Origin of the sequence: Halogeometricum sp. S1BR25-6 (assembly GCF_031624495.1) — an archaeon.
Lineage (GTDB): Archaea > Halobacteriota > Halobacteria > Halobacteriales > Haloferacaceae > Halogeometricum > Halogeometricum salsisoli.
Genome location: NZ_JAMQOP010000004.1, coordinates 308,815 through 330,708, shown reverse-complemented (window position 1 = coordinate 330,708; position 21,894 = coordinate 308,815). Strand labels below are relative to the sequence as shown.

Below are 21,894 nucleotides of genomic sequence, written 5' to 3'. Positions count from 1 at the left end.
GCGCACCGGGGCGACCGGGACCCAAACCCGAACTCGAACGCGCCTCGCCGCGATGACGCTCGCGCTCTTACTTCTCTCGTCGGGCTGTCTCGGCGGCGTCGCGGACACCCTCTCCGGTGCCCCGGACACGACTATCGACTTCCGCGAGCGGACGGACGCCTCGGGCCTCGCCTACCAGACCGACGGCGGCGGCGCCGGCAACGGCGACGACGGCGTCTACGTCGCCGACTACGACCGCGACGGTTGGCAGGACGTGCTGGCCGTCGGCGGCGAGCGCCCCGTTCTGTTCCGAAACGTCAACGGCACGTTCGAACGCGACGCCGCGTTTCCGACGTTCGACGGAGCGGTCAAGGGGGCGCTGTTCTTCGACTACGACGGCGACGGCTGGGACGACCTGCTGGTGCTTCGCTCCCACGCGGAACCCGTCCTCCTCCACAACGACGGGGGGACGTTCGAGCGCTCCGGGGAGGAGTTCGGTAATCTGACGTACCCGATGGGGGCGACGGCCGCCGACTACGACGGCGACGGCGACTTGGACCTCCTCGTCTACCAGTCGGGCGACTGGACGTACGGGAAGCCGGAGGGCTACTTCGGACTCCACAAGTACGTCCGCGAGGACAACGGCAACCCGAACGTCCTCTACGAGAACACCGGCAACGGCTTCGAACGCGTCGCGGACTCGGAACTGAGCGACGCCGCGCGGTGGAGCCTCGCGGCGAGTTTCGTCGACTTGAACGGCGACGGCCGGCAGGACGTCCACGTCGCCAACGACTACAACACCGACGTGGTGTACCTGAACCGGGGGAACGGGACCTTCGAGGCGCGCCCGATTCGCGGGAACACCTCCCGCAACGGGATGTCCTCCGAAATCGCGGACGTGAACGGCGACGGCGCGCAGGACGTGTTCACGACGAACATCTACCTCCCTCTCGACGAAGTCGAGGACAAGGAGCGGTACGAGCGGCTCAGACTCCTGTTCGGCTACGTCATCAAATCCGGGCGGACGAAGGGGAACACGATGATGGTGAACGACGGGTCGGGCAACCTCACCGACCGCGCCGTGGCCTACGGCGTCCGGCAGGGCGGGTGGGGGTGGGCGGCCAGTCTGACCGACCTCGACAACGACGGCGACAGGGACCTGATACATGCGACGCAGAACGTCGTCAGAATCGACCGCGACGACCCGCACTACACCCTCCCGATGCTGTTCGAACGCGACGGCAACAGCTTCGAGAATCTCGACGCCTCCGAACGAAACCTGACCGAACACGACGGGCGCGGACTCGTCTCGTTCGACTACGACCGCGACGGCGACATGGACGTGGTCATCGCCCCCTACGACGGCGAGGTGACCGTCTACGAGAACGTCGGCGTCGGCGCCGGCGCCGACAGCCTCGACTTCCGCGTCGCCGACGCGAACGGGTCGACCGTCTACGGCGCCGAAGTGACCGTCTCGGGCGCTCCCGGCGGGCCGACGACGGTCCAGCAGACCGTCGGATCCGACTTCCTCTCCCAAGAGGGACGAGTCTCCCACGTCGGCGCGGGCGGCGCCGAGACGGTCGACTTCGCCGTCCGCTGGCCCGACGGCACCGAGCGCACCTTCGAGGACGTGGCGACTAATCAGCGGGTGCTGGTCACGAAAGACGGCGTCGAGACGGTCGTCGAGTACGGCGACTGAGAACCGCTCCCACCCGTCCGTTCTCGTCCCGTCCCCGTCCCGAAGCCGGACCCGCAAGCTTTACTATCGGGTTTCGGGATATACGCACGTAATGGTCGACTACGCGAAGCTACGCGACCCGAACGCGGAGTACACGATGCGGGACCTCTCCGCGGAGACGATGGGCATCACCAACGAACGCGGCGGCGTCCGCGACGCTGAGATTACGGACGTACAGACGACGATGGTCGACGGCAACTACCCGTGGATTCTCGTCCGCGTCTACACCGACGCCGGCGTCGTCGGTACCGGCGAGTCCTACTGGGGCGGCGGCGACGACGCCATCATCGAGCGGATGAAGCCGTTCCTCGTCGGCGAGAACCCCCTCGACATCGACCGTCTGTACGAGCACCTCGTTCAGAAGATGTCCGGCGAGGGTTCCGTCTCCGGGAAGGTCATCTCGGCTATCTCCGGCATCGAAATCGCTCTGCACGACGCCGCCGGGAAACTCCTCGACGTGCCCGCCTACCAACTCGTTGGCGGGAAGTACCGCGACGAGGTGCGCATCTACTGCGACCTCCACACCGAGAACGAGGCGGACCCCGAAGCCTGCGCCGAGGAGGGAGTGCGCGTCGTCGAGGACCTCGGTTACGACGCCATCAAGTTCGACCTCGACGTGCCCTCGGGTCACGAGAAGGACCGCGCGAACCGCCACCTGCGCAACCCCGAAATCGACCACAAGGTCGAAATCGTCGAGGCCGTCACCGAGGCCGTCGGCGACCGCGCGGACGTCGCCTTCGACTGCCACTGGTCGTTCACCGGTGGGTCGGCAAAGCGCCTCGCCCGCGAACTCGAACCGTACGACGTCTGGTGGCTCGAAGACCCCGTGCCGCCGGAAAACCACGAGGTCCAGAAGAAGGTGACAGACTCCACGACGACGCCCATCGCCGTCGGGGAGAACGTCTACCGGAAGTTCGGCCAACTCTCCCTGCTGCAACCGCAGGCGGTCGACATCATCGCGCCCGACCTCCCGCGCGTCGGCGGCATGCGCGAGACGCGGAAGATAGCCGACCTCGCCGATATGTACTACATCCCCGTGGCGATGCACAACGTCTCCTCGCCCATCGGGACGATGGCCTCGGCGCAGGTCGGCGCGGCCATCCCGAACTCGCTGGCCGTCGAGTACCACTCCTACGAACTCGGCTGGTGGGAGGACCTCGTCGAGGAAGACAACCTCATCGAGGACGGCCGCATGGAGATTCCCGAGAAGCCGGGTCTCGGCCTGACGCTCGACCTCGACGCCGTCGGCGAGCACATGGTCGAGGGCGAGACGCTGTTCGACGAAGCGTAGCTTCGTCGTGCAGTCCGACGAAGAATAAATCCGATTCGACGGCCGCAGCCGCCTTTTTTGCACCTCGTCGCTCAGAACGCGCTGTCGCCGAAGCCGCCGTCGACGGTGGCGACTTCGCCGGTGACGTAAGAGGCGGCGTCGCTGGCGAGGTAGACGGCCGCGCCGACGATTTCCTCGCGGTCGGCGACTCGTCCGAGGGGCGTGCGCTCGTCGATGCGCGTCCGCTTCTCCGTCCCCTCGGCGTACGTGTCCTCGTTCTGTGGCGTGATGACGAATCCCGGCGCGATGGCGTTCACGCGCACTTCGGGAGAGAGTTCCTTCGCGGACGCGCGGGTGAACGCCTCGACGCCGCCCTTCGCGGCGGAGTAGGCGGGGAGGTTCGACATCGAGAGCGTGGCCGCCAGCGAGGAGATGTTGACGATGGCTCCCGACTCGCTCTCTTCGAGCGCCGGTGCGAACGCCTGTGTGACCCGGCGGACGCCGTCGAGAGCCACGTCGGTCACGAAGTCCCAATCCTCCTCCGAGATGTCCCGAACCGACTCCCGGGAGATGGCGCCCTGCGAGGCGACGACGATGTCCACGCCGCCGAGTTCCTCGACCGCTCGGTCGCGGACGCGTTCGAGCGACTCGGCGTCCGTCACGTCGCAGGTCACGCTCACCGTGTCGGCCCCGCGGTCCCGAATCGCCTCCGCGGTCGACTCCACTTTCTCTTCGCTTCGACTCGTCGCCACCACGTCGGCGCCCTCGCTCGCGAACCCGAGCGCGATGGCCTCACCGATGCCGCTGGTCCCGCCGACGACGACGGCGCGCTTGTCCTCGACGGTGACCGGCGTGTGCTCGTACGAATCCATACCTCGGTCGACAACCGCATCTGTCTTTATCCCTGTGGTCGCTCGCCGCTCCCGAACGGGCGACCGCTCCGCTGACCGACACGCTGATAACGCTCCCGACGGGAGTCGGATACATGCGAGGACTCACCAAGACCAGCCGCGGTCACGGCTCGATGGAACTCGTCGACGTCAACCGACCGACGCCCGCGGCGGACGAGGCGCTGATCGAAGTCGACTACGCAGGACTCTGCGGGAGCGACGCCGGCATCTACGAGTTCGAGTCGGCGTTCGAGCGGATGAACCTCCCGACGATCATCGGCCACGAGTACACCGGTCGCGTCGTCGAAACGGGCGACGCCGTCACGAAGTTCGCGGTCGGCGACCGCGTCGTCGAGCGGCCAATTCGGGGCTGCGGCGACTGCTACCAGTGCGAAATCGGCGAGGAGAACGTCTGTCAGAACGCCGTGATAACGGGCGTCGACCACGACGGCGCGTACGCGGGCTACGTCACGGCGCCCGAGACGGCGCTTCACCCCGTGCCCGACGGCGTCGACCCGAAGCACGCGGCGCTGGTCGAACCGACGAGCATCGGCGCGCGCGCGGTCATACAGAACTCGCGCGTCGGCGCCGGAGACAGAGTGCTGGTCGCCGGTCCGGGCCCCATCGGTCAACTGACCGCCCAGATCGCCGACGCGCAGGGCGGCGAGGTGGTCGTCGCGGGCGTCGGACAGGACACCGAGTATCGACTACCGCTGGCCGAGGAACTCGGATTTCGGACGCTCAACGTCGAGGCGGACGACATGGCGGCCCGCCGCGAGGACCTGACCGACGGCATCGGCTACGACGTGGTGTTCGACACGACCGGTCATCCGTCCGGACTCACGATGGCCGTCGAACAGGTCCGGAAGGGCGGACAGATCGTACTCATCGGACAGACCGGCGAGACGACGATGCCGTACTCGCCGCTCGTCCGGTCGGAGATAGACCTCCAGTGCTCCTACGCGTCGATGTACGAGGACTTCGAGAACTCCTTCCGGCTCATCGAGTCGGGCGACGTGGACCACGCGACGTTCCTCGACGACCGTTTCAGCCTGCTCGACGCCGACGAGGCGTTCGAGACGTTCCTCTCGGGCGGGACGTGCAAGCCCGTCTTCGACGTCTCGGTGCTGCGGGACGAGTAGGGAACGTCTCCGCGACACCCTGCTCGAAGATGATGATACTAGTCGAATAGAAACTATTTTGCGACGCGCTACGGAAGCGGCAATCCGTGCTATGGTAGTCGAATTTGCGCACAGCCCCTTGCTCACGTTCGTCGTGGGTCTTGTCTTCGTGGTACTGTTCTTGGTCGTCTGGGACCTCCCGGCGTTCGTCGGGTTGACGCTCGCGGCGCTCTCGGTCGGTCTCGTCAACTCGGTGTTCGTCGCCGACTTCGCGTTGGCGGACGCAGCCACCCGGACGGCGACGGCGTTCGGAAACGGGATGGCCGGTATCGGCATCCCCATCCTGATGGCGGCTATCATCGGGAAAGCGATGCTGGAGGCGGGGTCCGCACAGCGCATCGTGCGCGGCTTCCAGTCGGCCCTCGGCGAGGACCGAAGCGAGTACGCCCTCTGGGGGAGCAGTACCGTCCTCGCGATTCCCGTCTTCTTCGACAGCGTCCTCTTCCTTCTCGCACCGCTGGCTCGTTCGATGCGCGCGCGTCGCGGGAAGAACTACGCGCTGTACCTCGTCGCCGTCGGCGCCGGCGGGTCCGCGGCGCACGTGTTCATCCCGCCGACGCCCGGTCCGCTGGCCGTCGCCAGCGAAATCGGCGTCAACCTCGGCATGACCATGCTCGTCGGCGTCGCCGTCGCCCTCCCGTCAGCGACGGTGTCGGGACTCGTGTTCGGTCACTGGATCAACCGCCGCGTCGAGATTCCCCTCCGCGACGCGATGGGTACCTCGACCGAGGAGTTGATGGAGCGCGCGAACCGCTCCGCGGAGAACATCCCCGGCACGTTGGAGGCGGCGCTTCCTATCCTCCTCGCCATCACGCTCGTCAGTTCGCTCACCGTCGTCGACACGCTCGAATCGCTCTATCCGATGCTCTCGACGGTCAAACCCGTCGTCGCGTTCATCGGGGACAAGAACGTCGCGCTGACCATCGCGGCCATCGCGGCGGCGCTGACGTACCTGCGATGGTCCGACTTGACGCGTTCGCAGTGGGAAGACGAACTCACCGAGGCGCTGAAGAGCGGGGGTAACATCGCCGCCATCACGGCGATGGGCGGCGCCTTCGGCGCGCTGTTGGCCGCCTCCGGAATCGGCTCCTACATCGCTGGCAGCCTCCAGGGTATCGGCATCGGGCTGCTCGTCACCGCGTGGCTCATCGCCGCCATCGTTCGCATCGCGCAGGGCTCCGCGACGGCCGCGATGCTCACCACCGCCGGCATCATGGCTCCCCTCGCGAGTCAACTGAACGTCCACCCGGCGTACCTCGTCATGGCCATCGGCTCGGGCGGCATCATCTGCTCGTGGTACAACGACTCGGGCTTCTGGCTGATGAAAGAGGTCGGCGGACTCACGCAGGCGGAGACGTTGAAGACGTGGACCGCGCTGACGACGGTGCTCTCGTTCACCGGCATCGTCTCCGTCCTCCTGCTCTCGACGTTCGTGCCGCTCTCGTAGCGCACCCGATCCCCGATACGTTTTTAACGGAACCTCATCATCAATGGGTATGCGATATTACCGACTCCCCGGTGGAGAGTCGCGGTCGGATTCCGACTCGCTCGTCGTCGTCGACGACGAGGGGGACGCCTACGACCTGTCGACGGCGTCGGACGACCTCGGCTCGTTCACCGCACTGGCCCGCGCGGCGAACGCCAGCGATCGGTCGATCGACGACATCGCTCGCGACCGAATCCCGGACGCCGTTCGGCGCGACCTCGACGACGTCGAGGGGAACGCGCTCTTGCCGGTCTCGGCGGAAGAGGTGTGGGCCGCGGGCGTCACCTACAGCATCAGCGAGCAGGCTCGCGAGGCCGAGAGCGGCAAGCCCGAGGTGTACATCGACGTCTACGACAGCGAGCGCCCGGAACTGTTCCTGAAGGCGACGCCCTCGCGGACGGTCGGCCCGCACGACGCCGTCGGCATCCGCGGCGACTCCGAGTGGGACGTCCCCGAACCGGAACTCGGCGTCGTCCTCCACCGGGAGGAGGTCGTCGGCTACACCATCGGCAACGACGTCTCCAGTCGCTCCATCGAGGGTGAGAACCCCCTCTACCTCCCGCAGGCCAAGGTGTACGACCGCTGCTGCTCGCTCGGACCCTGCGTCGCTACCGAGTCGGTCGTCGAGGACCCCCACGACTTGGAGATGTCGCTGACCATCGAACGCGACGAGGAGGTCGTCTACGAGGACTCCACCTCGACCAGCGAGATGGCGACGACCTGCGAGAAGTTGGTCGAGTACCTTCGGCGGCACAACAATCTCCCGGAGACGCTCGTGCTGCTCACGGGCACGGCGCTCGTCCCGCCGGAGTCGTTCACGCTCCACGAGGGCGACCGCGTCTCCATCGACATCGACCACATCGGTCGCCTCGTCAACGACACCGTCGTCGTCTGAGCGGTCGATTCGAGCGCGGACGGCGGCGGACGCGCGGAGAAGAGAAGCGCAGCGACGAACGGAGCGGCCGGCGACTCGCCGACCCGACGACCTACTCGGCGTCCGAGACGGTCGTCCCGGCGAAGTACGCCCGGCCGTTCTGCGGCACCTCCTTCGTTCCGGTCACCTCGAACGACGCCGCGGAGACGACGTCGGCGGCGGAGCGACCGACGCGGAACTCGTAGGGTCCCTCCTCGACCGCGAGGTCGAAGTCGCGGTCGTGGTAGGCCAGTTGGGTCGCGTCCACCTCGAAAGCGACGCGCGCGGACTCGCCGGAGTCGAGCGAGACGCGCTCGAATCCGACCAGTTCCTGCACCGGACGCGCTTGGTCCGGGTTCTCCGCGCGAGCGTACAGTTGGACTACCTCGCGTCCGGAGCGGTCGCCCGCGTTCGCGACGGTGACCTCGGCCGTGACGGTACCCGCGGGGGCGAGTTCGTCGCTCGACAGCGAGAGGTCGCCGTACTCGAACTCCGTGTAGCTCAGCCCGTGACCGAACGGGTAGAGCGGGGCGCTCTCGGTGTAGACGTACTCCTCGTTCGCCGTGTTCGGCTTCCTGCTGTAGTGGACCGGAAGCTGACCGACGGTTCGCGGAATCGAGACGGGGAGGCGGCCGCCGGGGTTGTGCTCGCCGAACAGGACGGAAGCGATTCCCTCGCCGCCGCGTTCGCCGGGGAGCCACGCTTGGAGTACGGCCGGCACCTCCTCGGCTATCCACTCGATGGCGTGGGGCTTCCCGCTGGCGACGACGACGACGAGGGGCGTGCCCGTCTCGTGGAGTCGCTCGACGAGTCCCTGCTGGACGCCGGGGATGCCGAGGTCGACCACGTCACAGCCCTCGCCGCTGGTGGCGACGCTCGGCATGTTGACGCGCTCCTTGTCGGAGTCGGAGAAGTCGACCGCCGACCGCGCGCCGACGAACGCGAGCGCCACGTCCGCCGATTCGGCCGCGTCGGCGGCCGCGTCGAAGCCGTCCGTCTCGGGTCCGGTCGTCGTACAGCCCTGTTCGTGCAGCACGTCGAACCCGTGTTCGTCGCCGCGCGCTCGGAGCGCATCGAGCGGGGTCGTCGCGTCGAGTTCGACCTCCTCCTCGGGGTAGTGGGCGGGGTAGGCGTAGTCGCCCATGAGTTCCTGGGCGTCGTCCGCCTTCGGACCGACGACGGCCACCGAATCCGTCTCCCCGCCGGCGATGGGGAGCAGGTCGTCCTCGTTCTTCAGGAGCGTCATCGATTCGCGGGCCGCGCGGGTGGTTAGTTCCTCGGCCTCGTCGGTGCCGAACGGGTCGGCAGCGGCGTCTGCGTCGACCGTCGAGTCGTCGAGGAGTCCGTGCTCGACCTTCGCGCGGAGGACTCGTCGGACCGCCGCGTCGAGCGTCGCCTCGGAGAGTTCCCCCTCCTCGACCGCCTCCGCGAGGTGCTCGCCGTAGCAGTCCGTATACGGGAGTTCCACGTCGATGCCGGCCTCGACGGCCATCACACCCGCTTCGCGTTCGTCGGCGGCGACGCCGTGTTCGCTCCGCAGGAACTCGACGCTGTAGTAGTCGGAGACGACGGTGCCGTCGAAGCCCCACTCGCCCCGGAGTACGTCCGTCAGCAACCACTCGTCGCTGGCGCAGGGGACGCCATCGATGTCGTGGTAGGCGTTCATGACGGACTTCGCGCCCGCCGTCCGAATCGCCGCCTCGAAGGGGAACAGGTGCGTCTCGCGGAGTTCGCGCCGACCCACGTTGACCGAACTACGATTCTTCCCGCCCTCGCCGGCCCCGTGACCGGCGAAGTGTTTCAACGTCGCCGTGATACCGTCTCCGTCCCCTTGCAGGCCGTTCACGTACCCGCACGCCATCGCCGCGACGAGGTACGGGTCCTCGCCGAACGTCTCCTCGACGCGGCCCCACCGGTGGTCGCGCGCGATGTCGAGCACCGGCGACAGCGCGTGCTTCGTGCCGATGGCCTCCAACTGGGTCCGAATCGTCCCCGTGACTTCTTTGAGGAGGTCGGGCGACCACGTGCTCGCCATCCCGAGCATCTGCGGGAACGCCGTTCCCTCCGGCCCCATGTACCCGCTCAAACACTCCTCGTGGGGTATCGCCGGAATTCCGAGTCGCGTCTCCTCGCGGAGGTACGTCTGAAGTTCGTTCGTCCGCTCGGCCGCCTCGGCGGGTGGGAGGCTTCCCTCGCCGCCGAGTCGCGTGAGATGCCCGATACCCTCCGAGAGATGCTTCTCGACGGCGTTCCGGTCGAGAGTTCCGTCGTCGTTGAGGATAGCCTCGGCGTTCACCGACCCCAACTGCGCCGCTTTCTCTTCGAGTGTCATCCGATCGAGCAGTTCTGCCACCCGACGCTCCGTCGACGCGTCGCCGTCTCCGCTAGTCGAACCTGTTTGCATCACTTTTTGCGTCACGACCCCATACCTTAACGATTCGGACGCGGTCGCGTCCATATTATCTCCGAATCTGTTCTCTATAGAAGAATTCGACACGGGGAGAAATCACCACATAGGGGGATTCTCGGACGATATCTATTGGGGGGACATTTTGATAGTCTCTTTGTGACCGCTATCTGGACGCTACACGTTCTCACCTCGACGTTCTGAAATACGAAACAAATCGCAACGGTCGTCCCAACCGCCGATACGTGGCTATGGACATTACGAATTTAGTGATGTAATGGAAACTCTCCTATTCGACTCGCAGGCCGTCTCGTCTCGGCTTCCCTGTGGCCCCCTTCGCTCGCTCGGCACACCCAGCGGGTTCGCGCGAGTGAGATGCTGTTCTCTATTACAGAATTGCTAGCGTAATCTGTCATCAGACCGCTCGGGGATATAGAAGTAATTGTACAACCCTGCCGACGGGGGTATAGCCAGCCGAACGAGTTACTAATTCCGTTCTCAACTTTTATCTACACGTACATATCTAAATGTCTTGCCTTTCTATCTTATACTTCTGCTCTAGACAGCTATTACCGGTAAATGGGCCCTTCTATTGTATTACTTCTCCTTTCCCGTGGTATCTCTATTCAGATCGAGTTGGCTCCGACTTTGAACCTCTCGAACTCAGTTCCGTGAATGTACACTCAACGGCTCCAATTCGGGTGAAAACGGCGTATAAACGTTCAGTACGCCGAACTACGAAAAGAGTCAGACATACTCCACGTGTCAGCACGTCGCTCGGGACTCTAACACCGTGTAATGAGAGCGTAACCGTGTTCTCAGACGTTCTGACTCTCACTTCATATCGAACTCCGGAAGTCTCCTTCAGTCATCGGTCGTCGCGTCAAACTCGCGACGCGGCGAGTTCTATTATACAACTACTTATATCGAATTTGAGAAGGGTATTCGACGGCCAGTCTTGTCTACTCCCCGATTCGTCGGCGAGGGTCGAGATGGACGCCGGCGTTCGCGACGACCTGAGTTCGTCGATACGTTTTATCCGCCGTGGTAGTCTCTGGACGGCCGACCGCCCCACCGTCTCCTATGTACGGCGGTGACCGGGTGCGCCCGGCCGATATCCGTCACCCGACTGCACGAGAACCTGGGACTTTGTTTGCACCGGCCCAAATTTTTTTGCGCTGATAGACGAGAATATTAACCGATGGCGTGGCGCGGCTCTCGACTGGCGGTCGGGCGCCGTCCGCCGGGCCACGAGACGAACGCCGAGGCGGAGTCTTTCGTGCCGGACCGGGGCCGGCGTCGGGGTGGACGTACGATAACCCGACGCACGCGCGTCCCGGTCGGACGGGCGCGCGGACTCGCGCGAACCGCGCCGCATCCCGAGAACTAGCGCGGACGGCGAACCGAACCACGGAACCCGATACAGAACATGAGTACGGAGCAATCCGCGAGCCAAACAAGCAGTACCGAGACCGAACCACTCCCGTCCGTGCCGAACGTCGCGGACCCGCAACCGGGCACCGCGGTGTCCGACGACTTCGAGACCGGCACGGCGAACGACCCCACGGTGGGGACCCGAGGGACCGAAGAGACGCGGATTACCGTCGACGGGCAGACGGTCACGCTGCCCGAGGGGGCGACCATCTACGACGCTATCGACGAGATAGAGCCCGATAGCTCCGTTCCGGCCCTCTGCAACTACGACGAGGACAACGAGGACGCCGACCGAATCGGTCCGCGCAGCGAGTGTCGGACCTGCATGGTCGACACCGACGAGCACGGGATGGTGCCCTCGTGCAGTTTCCCGGCCGAGGACGGACTCACCGTCCACACGAGCACCGAGGAGGCCGAGGAGGCGCGCAGCGTGAACCTCGACCTCATCCTCGGCGACCACAACCTGCGGTGTACGACCTGCGGGCAGAACGGTCGTTGTGAACTACAGGACGCCTCAATCGAGGAGGACGTCGAGGACCCGCGCTACGGCGTCTTCGACGACCGGGACGCGTACGAACCCATCGACGACTCGTCGCCGTTCATCCAGATCGACCGCAACAAGTGCATCCTCTGCAACCGCTGCGTCGAGGCCTGCAACGACGTGCAGGTGGAGGGCGTCCTCCGCATCGAGGGGAGCGGTCCGGACACGCGCATCGCGTTCCAGAACGGCGCGGACACGATGATGGACTCGACGTGCGTCTCCTGCGGTCACTGCGCGACGGTGTGCCCGACGGGGGCGCTCGTCGAACAGGGCCTGACCGACATGGCGACCATCCCGCTTCCGGGCTTCAACCAGAAGAACAGCATCGGGAAGGTCATCGGCGAGGACTACGAGCACCAGCCCCGTCAGATGACGCCCATGAAGAAGGACGAGCGACCGAACATGAGTGAGAACGAATGAGCGACCAGCACCCGGACGAGACGAACTCCGAGGAGAAATCCGGCGTCGCGGGCTACATGGCCCAGGCGAAGGAGATGGCACAGTCCGCCCAGGAGCGAGGCGAGACGACGACGAGCCACGGGTCGGACGAGGGGCACGGCGGCCCGTTCGCGCCGGCCGAGCACCTCGCCGAGTCGTTCGCGGCGAACACGATGTCGGAGGGGCGCCTCTTCGACATGGCCGACGCTATCAGCGACTACCGGCTCAACGACGTCGACGTCACCGACACCACCTGCGGCTACTGCGCCGTCGGCTGTCGGTTCGACGTGCTCTCGAAGGACGACGAGGTGTTGGGTATCCGGCCGAACGCCGAGAAGGCCCCCATCAACGGCATCTCGACGTGCGTGAAGGGCAAGTTCGGCTACGGCTACGCCGACGACGAGGACCGCCTGACGACGCCGCTCATCAAGGAGGACGGAGAGTTCCGCGAAGCGTCGTGGGACGAGGCGCTGGACCGCGTCGCCGAGGAACTGCAGGAGACGAAAGACGAGTACGGAGCCGACGCCCTCGGACTCGTCTCCTCCTCGAAGACGTCGAACGAGGCGAACTACCTGATGCAGAAGCTGTCCCGGCAGGTCCTCAAGACCAACAACATCGACAACTGCAACCGCCTCTGTCACTCGCCGACCGTCGCGGGCCTCTCGCAGACGGTCGGGTACGGCGCCGGGTCGGTCGGCACCGAGGCACTGAGCAACACCGACTGCTATCTCATCACGGGGTCGAACACGACCGAGGCCCACCCCGTGCTGGGGACGGACATCAAGCAGAATCTCAAAGAGGGCGCCGAGGCGTACGTCTTCGACCCCCGGAAGGTGCAGATAGCCGAGTACGCGACGCAGTACGCCCGCGTCCAACCCGGCTACGACACGGTCTGGATCAACGGGCTGACCCGGCACATCCTCGAAGAGGACCTGCAGGACGACGAGTTCATCGAGAACCGGACCGTCGGCTTCGAGGAGGTGAAGGAGGGCGTCGAGAAGTTCACCCCCGAGTTCGTCGAAGAGCACACGGGCGTCCCGCCGGAGAAACTGAAGAACGCCGCCGAGGCCATCGCCACGGCCGATAGCTGTACGTTCTGCTGGACGCTCGGGCTGACCGAGCACAGCCACGGAACGGAAAACATCATCTCGATGGCGAACCTCGCCTTAGTGACGGGCCACGTCGGCACCGAGAAGTCGGGGCTGGCGCCGTTCCGCGGGCAGAACAACGTGCAGGGCGGCGGCGGCGACATGGGTCCCGTCCCGGGCAACTTCCCGGGCTACCAGAAGGTGACCCACGACGACGTCCGCGAGAAGTTCGAGGACTACTACGGCGTCGACGACCTGCCGGACGAGGTGGGTCTGACCATCACCGAACAGTTCCTCGCCGCCGACCGCGGCAACATCAAGTCGATGTTCGTCGAGGGCGAGAACCCGGTCATCTCCGAACCGAACGTCCAACACGCCGACGAGGTCCTCGAAGGCCTCGATTTCCTCGCCGTTCAGGACATCTTCCTGACGGAGACGGCGGAGTACGCCGACGTGGTCCTGCCGGCGACGGGCCACGTCGAGACGAACGGGACGTACACGAGTTCGACCCGGCACGTCCAACTCGTCAAGCGCGCCGTCGACCCGCCGGGCGAAGCCAAGGCGGACTGGCTCATCACCCAGGAACTCGCCGAGCGCTTCGGGTTCGAGTGGGACTACGACTCGCCCAGCGACATCATGGACGAGATAAACGACCTCACGCCCATCTACGGCGGCGTCACGCACGAGCGTCTCGAGAACGGCGAGGAACTCCAGTGGCCCGTCTGGGACGAGGACCACCCCGGAACGCCGCATCTCTACAAAGAGCAGTTCAACACGGCCGACGGGAAGGCGCACATGTTCCCCACGGACATCACCGGTCCCGCCGAGCGTGACATGGACGACGGCGACTACCCGATCAAACTGACGACGGGGCGCGTCCTCTACCAGTACCACACGGGGACGATGACCAACCGCGAGGAGGGTATCCGCTCGTACACGGACGAGTTGTTCGTCGAAATCAACCCCGAGACGGCCGAGTCGCTCGGCATCGCGGACGAGGACCCGGTCCGCATCACCTCGCGCAAGGGCGAGATAGAGGCGATGGCGCAGGTGACCGACCGCATCGGGCCGGACGTGGTGTTCGTACCGATGCACGTCCTCGGCGACGGCAGCGACGTCGTAAACGAACTGACGGACGAGAGCCACCTCGACGAGCAGGCGCACGTGCCGGAGTTCAAGGTGACCGACGTGAAGGTGGTGCCGCGGGACCGCCCCACGGCCGTCGACGACGACGCGAACACGTCGAGCCCCGAGAGCGCCGACGACTGAACCAGACCCAAACACAGCTATGACAGACGACTACAACGAGAAAGAGACGCCCGAAGAGGACCCGGACAACCCCACCGCGCAGGACCACGAGTGTCAGTTCTGCCACGAGTCGTTCGACTCGGAGGAGGAGATGCGCGACCACGTCGAGGCGGAGCACTCGAGCGTCGAGAAGCCCTCGGACGGGGACTGAACACCGAACGATGAAACGAACCCACCAGTTCAAGAAGCTCTTCGGACTCGCGAACGGCCCCGTCGGGGTCGAGAGCGACGACGAACACGACGTACACGACTGCACCGTCTGTGACACGCGGTTCGACGCGGGGAACGCGAAGTGTCCCTCGTGCGGGAGCGGCATCTACCGGACGAAGACCATCGTTCCGAACGCGACGCTGAACCTGCTGTTGGTCTTCGTCGTCTCCGGTCTGGGCGTCGTCTACAACTTCCTCACCGGGGACATCCCGAAGAAGTCGCCGAAGGAGGAGTGACGCGATTCGAATGAGTCGGCAGCGCGAACCGGCGTCCGAACGCGAGTCCGACGCCGAGGCCGACGTCCCGCCGGACACGGACGGAGACGGGGACGACTCCCGGCGGTACGCCCCCGTCGACACCGTCTGTCCGTCCTGCTCGGTCGGGTGCGGCCTCCGCTACAGCGACCGGACCGGCGGCGCCGTCGGCCGCGAAGGCGCGCCCGTCAACCCCGAGGGGCGCCTCTGTCCGAAGGGTATCGAGGCGTTCGACGGCCTCGACGAGAACCGACTGACGACGCCGCTGGTCCGGGAGGACGGCGAACTCGTCCCGGCCTCGTGGGAGGAGGCGCTTGGCCGCGTCGAGCGAGAACTCGGCGGCCTCGTCGACGCGCACGGCCCGGATTCGCTGGCCTTCCTCGGCGCGCCGCGCTGTACGAACGAGGAGAACTACTTGTTCGGAAAGCTGGCGCGGATGCTGGGAACGAACAACGTCGACAACCGCGCGCGCATCTGTCACCGCTCGGCCGTGACGGCGACGACGCGCCGCTTCGGGTGCGGCGCGATGACGAACACGCTGGAGGACATCTCGGAGGCCGACGCGTTCCTCGTCGTCGGGTCGAACCCGGCGGCTCAACAGCCAATCGCGTTCGACAGCTACGTTCGCCCCGCCGTCAACGACGGCGCGACGCTGGTCCACGTCGACCCGCGCGCGAACCGGACGACGCGCGCGGCGGACGTCCACCTCGCGGCTCGACCCGGCACCGACGCGCTTCTCGTGAACCTCCTCGTCGCGGAACTGCTCGAACTCGACGCCGTCGACCGCGAGTTCGTCGAAGCGCGAACGACCGGCTTCGAGGCGTTCGTCGACTCCTTCGAGGCGTTCGACGCCGACGCCGGCGCCGAACGGACGGGCGTGGACCGAGAGAAGATACGCCGGGTGGCTCGCGCTATCGGCGACGCGGACGGCACCGCGGTCATCGTCGGCACGGGCGCGGAGGCGCCCGACCACCGCGGCACGGAGACGGTGGACGCCCTCCTGAACCTCCTGCTCCTCACCGGGAACGTCGGCCGTCGCGGCGCCGGGATGAACGTCCTCCGCGGCCTCAACAACGAACAGGGCGCCAACGACGTCGGCGCCCGCCCGACGACGCTTCCCGGGTTCGACCCCGTGGACGACTCCGAGGCGCGCGAACGCGTCGCCGCCGAGTGGGGCGCCGACCCGCCGACCGACCCCGGTCTGTCGGAACTCGAAGCCGTTCGCGCCTTCGGCGACGACGTGCGCGGCGCGTACGTCCTCGGCGAGAATCCGGCGGTGACGCGGATGGAGACGCAGTTCGTCGCGCGCAAGTTCGAAACGCTCGACTTCCTCGTCGTGCAGGACATCGCGCCGAGCGAGACGGTCGAACACGCCGACGTCGTCCTGCCGGGGAGCGCGTGGGCCGAGAAGGGCGGCACGGTGACCAACCTCGACCGACAGGTCCAGCGGATGCGCGCGGCGGCCTCGCCCCCCGACTCGGCCCGGCGCGACATCGACGTCGTGCGCGAACTCGGCCAACGGCTGACCGGGACCACGTTCGCGGCCGAGACGCCCGAGGGGGTCTTCAAGGAGTTGACGCGCGTGAACCCGCTGTACGCCGGCATGTCCTACGCGGGCCTCGAATCGGGCAGCCAGCGCTGGCCGTTCCCGGAGGGAGCGACCGAGGGGGTCGGCGTGCTCCACCGGGACCGATTCATGAACGGCGAGAAACGCGCGCCGCTGCTTCCGATACGCGAGACGGACGACGCCGAAGGGGGAGAGACAGACGTCGGCGACTCGCCCTCCGGTCTCGTCGTGCTCACGCGAACGCGACTCAACGAGGGTCGTTCCGGACCGGACGACGGCGACGCGCCCGAACTCCTCGTCCATCCCGACGACGCCGCGGCGCGCGGCATCCGCGACGACGGCCGAGTCGTTCTCGACGGCGCCGAACGGGTCGACGCCGTCGCGTCGCTCTCCGCGGAGGTCCGCGAGGGAACGGTCTTCCTCGACGCCGAGTGGGCCGACCGACTCCTCGCCGGCCGGGAGTCCCGTACGGTCGACGTGCGAACGGCAGACCCGAACTCGGATTCGGACCCGAAATCGACGTCAACGTCGACGTCGGACTGATCGGTCGCCCTTCCCGCTGAACTCGACGCGAAACCGCGCGGCGCCCCACGGGGGCCGACCGCTTCATCTCCCACTCTTCTCGGCGAAATAGTTAGATTTCTACTATTTAATGGCGCCGTAGCGCGATAATAGTTCGGTAATTCTACCTTTCTTTCGCCGGTTCGTTCGTTTTTGTCCAGCGGCGTCGCCTCCCTCCCGTCTCTTTCGCCGCCCTCCGGACCGATTCGGGTTCGCTCTCGGGGTCGGGAACCGCAGACGACGGCCGGAAGCGCCCGACGGCGACGACTGAGCGAGCGGTAAGTCGCCCGTAACTATCCGCCGGGGTCGCCTGCCGGCTAGCGATGAGAGGAGCGAGACGAGCGCCGCCCTCCGCTCGGCGTCGCGCCCACAGCGTCCACGAGTTCGTGCGCGTACAACCCAGAACGGCGAGCTACCACGCCTCCGGAAAGGAGGCGCTTCGCGTCGGTCTGTCACTGCTGCTATCGAACGGCGACGACTCGGACCCTGGTTCGCGACGCTCTCCCGGCAGCTCTCGGACGGACGGCGTCGCGTGGCGCGGCGAGATGTCGTGGGCGACCCGGCGGGAACTGCGGCGGACGGACCCCGAGGCGGTGCGTCGCGACCGCCGGGAGGCGTACCGCGTCTGGGCGTCGGCCGCGACCGACTGCGAGGGCGTCGCGCCTGTCTTCGAGGACCTCCCGTCCGGCGCCTGTCCGTGGGTTTTCCCGGTCGTGGTCGACGCCGGCGGGAGACGGGCCGAACGGCTCGTCTCCCGGGTGGACGATGCGTTTCGGTGGCCCGGACTCCCCGAGGCGGTAGCCGACGACGCGGCCTTCCCGACCGCGAACCGACTCTCGCGGTCGGTCGTCTGCCTGCCGCTCCGCCGCCCGACCGACGAGGCGCACGCCCGGCGACTCATCGGAGGGACGGACGACTGAGTTTCATGGACGTCTCGCGCTCCAGCACCGTCGTCTTCTTCGCCTCCATCGGAACGACCGCGGCGGGATTCGTCGGTCACGTCTACTTCGCCCGCGTTCTCGGCCCCGAACTGCTCGGCGCCTTCTTCCTCTTTCAGGCGCTCCTCACCGTCTCTATCGTCGGGACCGACCTCGGCGTCGGGACCGGCGTCGAGAAGCAACTGAGCGGTGCGTCCGACCGCGAGGAGACGTTCTCGACCGCGGTCGCCTTCTACGCGGTCACCGTCGGCGCCGTCGTCTGCGGCATCCTCCTGTTCTCCGCTACGATCGACCGCTACGTCGGCATAGAGGTCGCGGCGCTGCTTGCGGTGGCCGTCTGCGCCAAGCAGTGCAAGCGCCTCCTCAACACCACGCTCAAGGGGGAACTCCGGGTCGGCGAGATAGCCGGCCCGATGCTGGTCGACCGGGTGGGATGGGTCGCCGTCGGGGCGGCCCTCCTCGCCCTCGGGTTCGGCGTCGAGAGCCTCGTCTACGGTACCATCTTCGGGTCCGTCGTCGGCCTCGTCTGGATCGCCGCGAAGATAGACACTTCGTTCACCCGGCCGTCGCTCGACCGCCTGCGGTCGCTGCTCGGGTTCGCGAAGTACAACTTCGTCCCCTCGCTCGGTCTGCAGGTGCACAACTGGATGGACGTGTTGATCATCGGCTACTTCCTCTCGCAGTCGGCCGTCGGCGCCTACGAGACGGCGTGGAAGGTGTCGACCATCACGACCATCCTCGCCACGTCGGTGAGCACGACGGTCCTCCCGCAGACGAGCGCTTGGGACTCCGGAGAGGAACTGGACCGCATCGAGCGACTGCTCTCGTCGGCCATCACGCCCAGCATCCTCCTCGTCGTCCCGGCGTTCTTCGGCGTCGTCGCCCTCGCGCCGAACATCCTCGGACTGCTGTTCGGTCCGGAGTTCACCGTCGCGTCGTTGGCGTTGGTCGTCCTCGTCGCCGGGAAGATACCCGAGGCGATCCAACTGCTCGTCGGGCGCTGTCTGCTCGGAATGGACAAGCCGAACCTCGTCGCGCGAGCGACCGTCTGGACCATCGGACTCAACCTCCTGTTGAACGTCGTTCTGGTCGTCCAGTTCGGTCTCGTGGGCGCGGCCGTCGCCACGACGGCCTCCTTCACCGTCGGACTGCTCCTCCGCGCGAAGTATCTCTCGTCGCTGATGGACCTCCGAATTCCGTACCGCGAGGTCGGGTGGTGCGTCGTCGCGTCGGTCGGGATGTACGCCGCCGTCGTCAGCGCCACCGCCGTCTTCCCCGCCGACACCCTGCCGCGACTCTTCGGGGTGGTGCTCCTCGCGGCGGTCGTGTACGGTTCCATCCTCCTCCTGTTCGGTCGACTCCGCACCCGCGCGGTGGGGTTAGCCCGGAGTTTCTCGCCGCTCTGACGTCGACACGACAACTCACTGGCAAAACAACTTCGGTACAAATATTCTCGTAATGAAATAGAAAAATAGAGTGGTATTTCGCCCCGTCGTGTCCAGTACCGCCGCGAGTTCGTGACGGAGTGTCTGGCGTGGGTGGACGAGCACGTCGACCCCGACTCGGCATTCGTCCGCACGACGCCGGAGTTCGGCGACATCAGGCCGTTCGGCTGGAACGACTTCGAGGCGACGCCGTTCTACACGTACGCCGTTGACCTCACGACCGACCGGGAGGATCTGCTACAGAGGTTCAGCCGCGACGCGCGGAGCAACGTCCGCAACGCCGACAAGAGCGAGTACACGGTCGAAGTGGGCGGCAAGGAGACGCTCCGGGAGACGTTCCGCGCGGTGGCGGACCGACACGACGAGACGGGCGCGCCGCTGAAAGTCGACCAGTCGTTCGTCGTCGACCTGTACGAGCGAACGCCCGAGGGCGCCGTCCGACCCTACGCCTACCGCGTCGACGGCGAGTTCGCCACCGGGATGATAACGCTCTGTTCGAATTCGACGGTCTACCGCTGGAAGGGCGGCGGGCGGAGCGACACCGGTCTGCAGGCGACGGACCTGCTCGATTGGCACATCATGTGCGACGCGATGGACCGCGGGCGCGAGCGCTACGACCTCGTCGGGGCGAACATCCCCCGCATCTGCGACTACAAGGCCAGGTTCGGCCCCGACGTGCAGACGTACTACACGCTGGACCGGGCCAATAAACTGTTCTCGGCGTCCGCGGCGGTGAAAGGAGCCATCAGCCGGTAACTCCCCGCCGCGGGACGGCCGACGCGCGCGCACCCCGACGGCCGTACCCTCTGATTTTTGACGCGACGCGGCGATGCTCCGACCGCTATGCTCGACGACACCGTAGCTATCGTCACCGGCGGTTCGACCGGCATCGGAAAGGCTATCGCGGAGACGTATCTGGAGCACGGCGCGGACGTCGTCGTCTCCAATCGTACCGAGGAGTCGGGGCGGGCGACGGCCGAGGAACTCGGCTGCGAGTACGTGCAGTGCGACGTCTCCGAGTACGACCAGGTGGAGACGCTGGTCGAGGCCACCGTCGAGGAGTTCGGCCGCCTCGACACCGTCGTCAACAACGCCGGCATCGGCCACGCCGCCCCCCTCGAAGAGATGTCCATCGAGGACTGGCAGCGGGTGGTCCGAATCAACCTCGACGGAGTGATGTACGGGTCGCGGGCGGCGCTGCCGCACCTGAAGGAAACGGAGGGCTCCATCGTCAACGTCGCCTCCATCTACGGCCTCGTCGCCGGCCCCGGCGCGCCCGCCTACTCGGCGGCGAAAGGCGGCGTGGTGAACCTCACGCGCCAGATAGCTGTCGACTACGCGTCTGCGAACGTCCGGGCTAACTGCATCTGTCCGGGATTCGTCGAGACGCCGATGACCGATGACTACCTCGAACAGGACCAGTTCTACGAGTTCGTCCGCGGAGAGACGCCCCTCGGCCGGGTGGCCCAACCCGAGGAGATATCGGGGCTCGCGGCCTTTCTCGCCTCCGACGAGGCGTCCTCATCACGGGTGCGAACATTCCCGTCGACGGCGGGTGGACGGCGCACTGACGCGTCTCGACTCTACAGCCTCACAGTAACGACGACAGCGAGAAGGCGATGGGCGACGACGCCCGCGACGGCCGACGCCCGAACGAGGTTTCTGAGCCGACTCGGCTGTGCGCCCGACTCAGCCGAGCCAATCCCGCAGGACCGCGCCGAACCCGGCCGCGCCGATGCCGAACGAGACGATGCCGCCGACGCCCGTCAGCGCCAGCGCGCCGTTGATGCCGGCGGCGACCAACAGCGGTTTGGTCCAGCCGTCCTCGCGGCCGACGAGTCGGTCGGCGATAGCCAGAAAGGCGATTGCGGCGCCGACGGCCCAGACGACGTAGGCGACCAACCCGAGCGGGATGGCCAGCAGGATGCCGACGAGAGTGAAGACGAGAAGCACCGCGACCAGCACGACCGCCACCAGACAGAACAGCCCGTAGGCGAACGACTCGACCGGCTCGTCACGCACCGTCGCCATCGTCCGCTCGACGTATCCGGGGGCGACGGCGACGAGGATGGCGCCGACGACCAGCGTCGTCAGGAACGCGCCGACCGCTCCCCCGACGACGCCGGAGGCGGGTCCAATATCGACATTCACGTCCGTGCCGACCTGTGTGGCCTGTGCGACCCACGCGACCGTCCGGCCGAGCGCCGGCGTGGCGATTCCGTTCATCGTCCGACCGAAGCACGTCC

The 21,894-nt window shown here is 66.6% G+C and carries 16 protein-coding genes and 1 pseudogene; 14 read left to right on the top strand and 3 right to left on the bottom strand.

Annotated features, from left to right (window positions below):
- Positions 1 to 52: 52 nt before the first annotated feature.
- On the top strand, positions 53 to 1,678 hold the full coding sequence (locus NDI76_RS18795; RefSeq protein ID WP_310925705.1) for a CRTAC1 family protein: 1,626 nt from the start codon (positions 53 to 55) through the stop codon (positions 1,676 to 1,678).
- Positions 1,679 to 1,769: 91 nt separating this feature from the next.
- Positions 1,770 to 3,008 carry a mandelate racemase/muconate lactonizing enzyme family protein gene (locus NDI76_RS18790; protein WP_310925704.1) on the top strand — a complete coding sequence of 413 codons (1,239 nt, stop codon included), beginning with the start codon at positions 1,770 to 1,772 and terminating at the stop codon, positions 3,006 to 3,008.
- 71 nt (positions 3,009 to 3,079) lie between these two features.
- On the opposite strand, the gene NDI76_RS18785 is transcribed toward NDI76_RS18790, so the two are convergent.
- Positions 3,080 to 3,859: an SDR family NAD(P)-dependent oxidoreductase gene (locus NDI76_RS18785; RefSeq protein ID WP_310925703.1), complete on the bottom strand. Its 780-nt coding sequence runs from the start codon at positions 3,857 to 3,859 to the stop codon at positions 3,080 to 3,082.
- Between the two features lie 113 nt (positions 3,860 to 3,972).
- Here NDI76_RS18785 and NDI76_RS18780 point away from each other — a divergent pair, with 113 nt between their 5' ends.
- The 3 genes from NDI76_RS18780 (at position 3,973) to NDI76_RS18770 (ending at position 7,439) form a co-directional block, all read left to right on the top strand.
- Positions 3,973 to 5,019: a zinc-dependent alcohol dehydrogenase gene (locus tag NDI76_RS18780; protein WP_310925702.1), complete on the top strand. Its 1,047-nt coding sequence runs from the start codon at positions 3,973 to 3,975 to the stop codon at positions 5,017 to 5,019.
- A 91-nt stretch (positions 5,020 to 5,110) separates the two neighbouring features.
- Positions 5,111 to 6,505, top strand: a complete 1,395-nt coding sequence (locus tag NDI76_RS18775) for a GntP family permease (RefSeq protein ID WP_310925701.1) — start codon at positions 5,111 to 5,113, stop codon at positions 6,503 to 6,505.
- A gap of 49 nt (positions 6,506 to 6,554) precedes the next feature.
- A complete protein-coding gene (locus tag NDI76_RS18770; RefSeq protein WP_310925700.1) occupies positions 6,555 to 7,439 on the top strand; it encodes a fumarylacetoacetate hydrolase family protein in 885 nt (294 codons plus the stop codon).
- A 91-nt stretch (positions 7,440 to 7,530) separates the two neighbouring features.
- Here NDI76_RS18770 and NDI76_RS18765 read toward each other — a convergent pair whose 3' ends face one another.
- Complete coding sequence (locus tag NDI76_RS18765; protein ID WP_310925699.1) at positions 7,531 to 9,861, bottom strand: glycoside hydrolase family 3 N-terminal domain-containing protein; 2,331 nt, start codon at positions 9,859 to 9,861, stop codon at positions 7,531 to 7,533.
- A gap of 1,432 nt (positions 9,862 to 11,293) precedes the next feature.
- Here NDI76_RS18765 and NDI76_RS18760 point away from each other — a divergent pair.
- The 9 genes and pseudogenes from NDI76_RS18760 to NDI76_RS22675 all read left to right on the top strand — a co-directional run.
- Complete coding sequence (locus NDI76_RS18760) at positions 11,294 to 12,259, top strand: 2Fe-2S iron-sulfur cluster-binding protein (protein ID WP_310925698.1); 966 nt, start codon at positions 11,294 to 11,296, stop codon at positions 12,257 to 12,259.
- Positions 12,256 to 14,634 (top strand): formate dehydrogenase subunit alpha, encoded by a 2,379-nt coding sequence (fdhF, locus tag NDI76_RS18755; RefSeq protein WP_310925697.1) that lies wholly within the window; start codon positions 12,256 to 12,258, stop codon positions 14,632 to 14,634. Before NDI76_RS18760 ends, fdhF begins: the two co-directional genes overlap by 4 nt.
- Positions 14,635 to 14,653: 19 nt before the next feature.
- Entirely contained in the window at positions 14,654 to 14,824 is a 171-nt protein-coding gene (locus NDI76_RS18750; protein WP_310925696.1) for a hypothetical protein, read from the top strand.
- Between the two features lie 10 nt (positions 14,825 to 14,834).
- Positions 14,835 to 15,119: a hypothetical protein gene (locus NDI76_RS18745; protein WP_310925695.1), complete on the top strand. Its 285-nt coding sequence runs from the start codon at positions 14,835 to 14,837 to the stop codon at positions 15,117 to 15,119.
- A 10-nt stretch (positions 15,120 to 15,129) separates the two neighbouring features.
- Positions 15,130 to 17,247: a molybdopterin oxidoreductase family protein gene (locus NDI76_RS18740; protein WP_310925694.1), complete on the top strand. Its 2,118-nt coding sequence runs from the start codon at positions 15,130 to 15,132 to the stop codon at positions 17,245 to 17,247.
- A 404-nt stretch (positions 17,248 to 17,651) separates the two neighbouring features.
- Positions 17,652 to 18,185 carry a hypothetical protein gene (locus NDI76_RS18735; protein ID WP_310925693.1) on the top strand — a complete coding sequence of 178 codons (534 nt, stop codon included), beginning with the start codon at positions 17,652 to 17,654 and terminating at the stop codon, positions 18,183 to 18,185.
- 5 nt (positions 18,186 to 18,190) lie between these two features.
- Positions 18,191 to 19,609, top strand: a complete 1,419-nt coding sequence (locus tag NDI76_RS18730) for an oligosaccharide flippase family protein (protein WP_310925692.1) — start codon at positions 18,191 to 18,193, stop codon at positions 19,607 to 19,609.
- A 111-nt stretch (positions 19,610 to 19,720) separates the two neighbouring features.
- Positions 19,721 to 20,404, top strand: a complete 684-nt coding sequence (locus NDI76_RS18725) for a GNAT family N-acetyltransferase (RefSeq protein WP_310925691.1) — start codon at positions 19,721 to 19,723, stop codon at positions 20,402 to 20,404.
- An 87-nt stretch (positions 20,405 to 20,491) separates the two neighbouring features.
- Positions 20,492 to 21,109, top strand: a pseudogene (locus NDI76_RS22675) (SDR family NAD(P)-dependent oxidoreductase); the annotation flags it as partial.
- A gap of 228 nt (positions 21,110 to 21,337) precedes the next feature.
- Here the strand turns inward: NDI76_RS22675 and NDI76_RS18720 are convergent.
- Positions 21,338 to 21,874 (bottom strand): DUF8173 domain-containing protein, encoded by a 537-nt coding sequence (locus NDI76_RS18720; protein ID WP_310925690.1) that lies wholly within the window; start codon positions 21,872 to 21,874, stop codon positions 21,338 to 21,340.
- Positions 21,875 to 21,894 lie beyond the last annotated feature (20 nt).

What these genes read in the sequence shown, in the direction of transcription:
- NDI76_RS18795 (WP_310925705.1), top strand. Translation starts at nt 53, where the DNA reads ATGACGCTCGCGCTCTTACTTCTCTCGTCGGGCTGTCTCGGCGGCGTC.
- NDI76_RS18790 (WP_310925704.1), top strand. Translation starts at nt 1,770, where the DNA reads ATGGTCGACTACGCGAAGCTACGCGACCCGAACGCGGAGTACACGATG.
- NDI76_RS18785 (WP_310925703.1), bottom strand. Translation starts at nt 3,859, where the DNA reads ATGGATTCGTACGAGCACACGCCGGTCACCGTCGAGGACAAGCGCGCC.
- NDI76_RS18780 (WP_310925702.1), top strand. Translation starts at nt 3,973, where the DNA reads ATGCGAGGACTCACCAAGACCAGCCGCGGTCACGGCTCGATGGAACTC.
- NDI76_RS18775 (WP_310925701.1), top strand. Translation starts at nt 5,111, where the DNA reads ATGGTAGTCGAATTTGCGCACAGCCCCTTGCTCACGTTCGTCGTGGGT.
- NDI76_RS18770 (WP_310925700.1), top strand. Translation starts at nt 6,555, where the DNA reads ATGCGATATTACCGACTCCCCGGTGGAGAGTCGCGGTCGGATTCCGAC.
- NDI76_RS18765 (WP_310925699.1), bottom strand. Translation starts at nt 9,861, where the DNA reads ATGCAAACAGGTTCGACTAGCGGAGACGGCGACGCGTCGACGGAGCGT.
- NDI76_RS18760 (WP_310925698.1), top strand. Translation starts at nt 11,294, where the DNA reads ATGAGTACGGAGCAATCCGCGAGCCAAACAAGCAGTACCGAGACCGAA.
- fdhF (WP_310925697.1), top strand. Translation starts at nt 12,256, where the DNA reads ATGAGCGACCAGCACCCGGACGAGACGAACTCCGAGGAGAAATCCGGC.
- NDI76_RS18750 (WP_310925696.1), top strand. Translation starts at nt 14,654, where the DNA reads ATGACAGACGACTACAACGAGAAAGAGACGCCCGAAGAGGACCCGGAC.
- NDI76_RS18745 (WP_310925695.1), top strand. Translation starts at nt 14,835, where the DNA reads ATGAAACGAACCCACCAGTTCAAGAAGCTCTTCGGACTCGCGAACGGC.
- NDI76_RS18740 (WP_310925694.1), top strand. Translation starts at nt 15,130, where the DNA reads ATGAGTCGGCAGCGCGAACCGGCGTCCGAACGCGAGTCCGACGCCGAG.
- NDI76_RS18730 (WP_310925692.1), top strand. Translation starts at nt 18,191, where the DNA reads ATGGACGTCTCGCGCTCCAGCACCGTCGTCTTCTTCGCCTCCATCGGA.
- NDI76_RS18720 (WP_310925690.1), bottom strand. Translation starts at nt 21,874, where the DNA reads ATGAACGGAATCGCCACGCCGGCGCTCGGCCGGACGGTCGCGTGGGTC.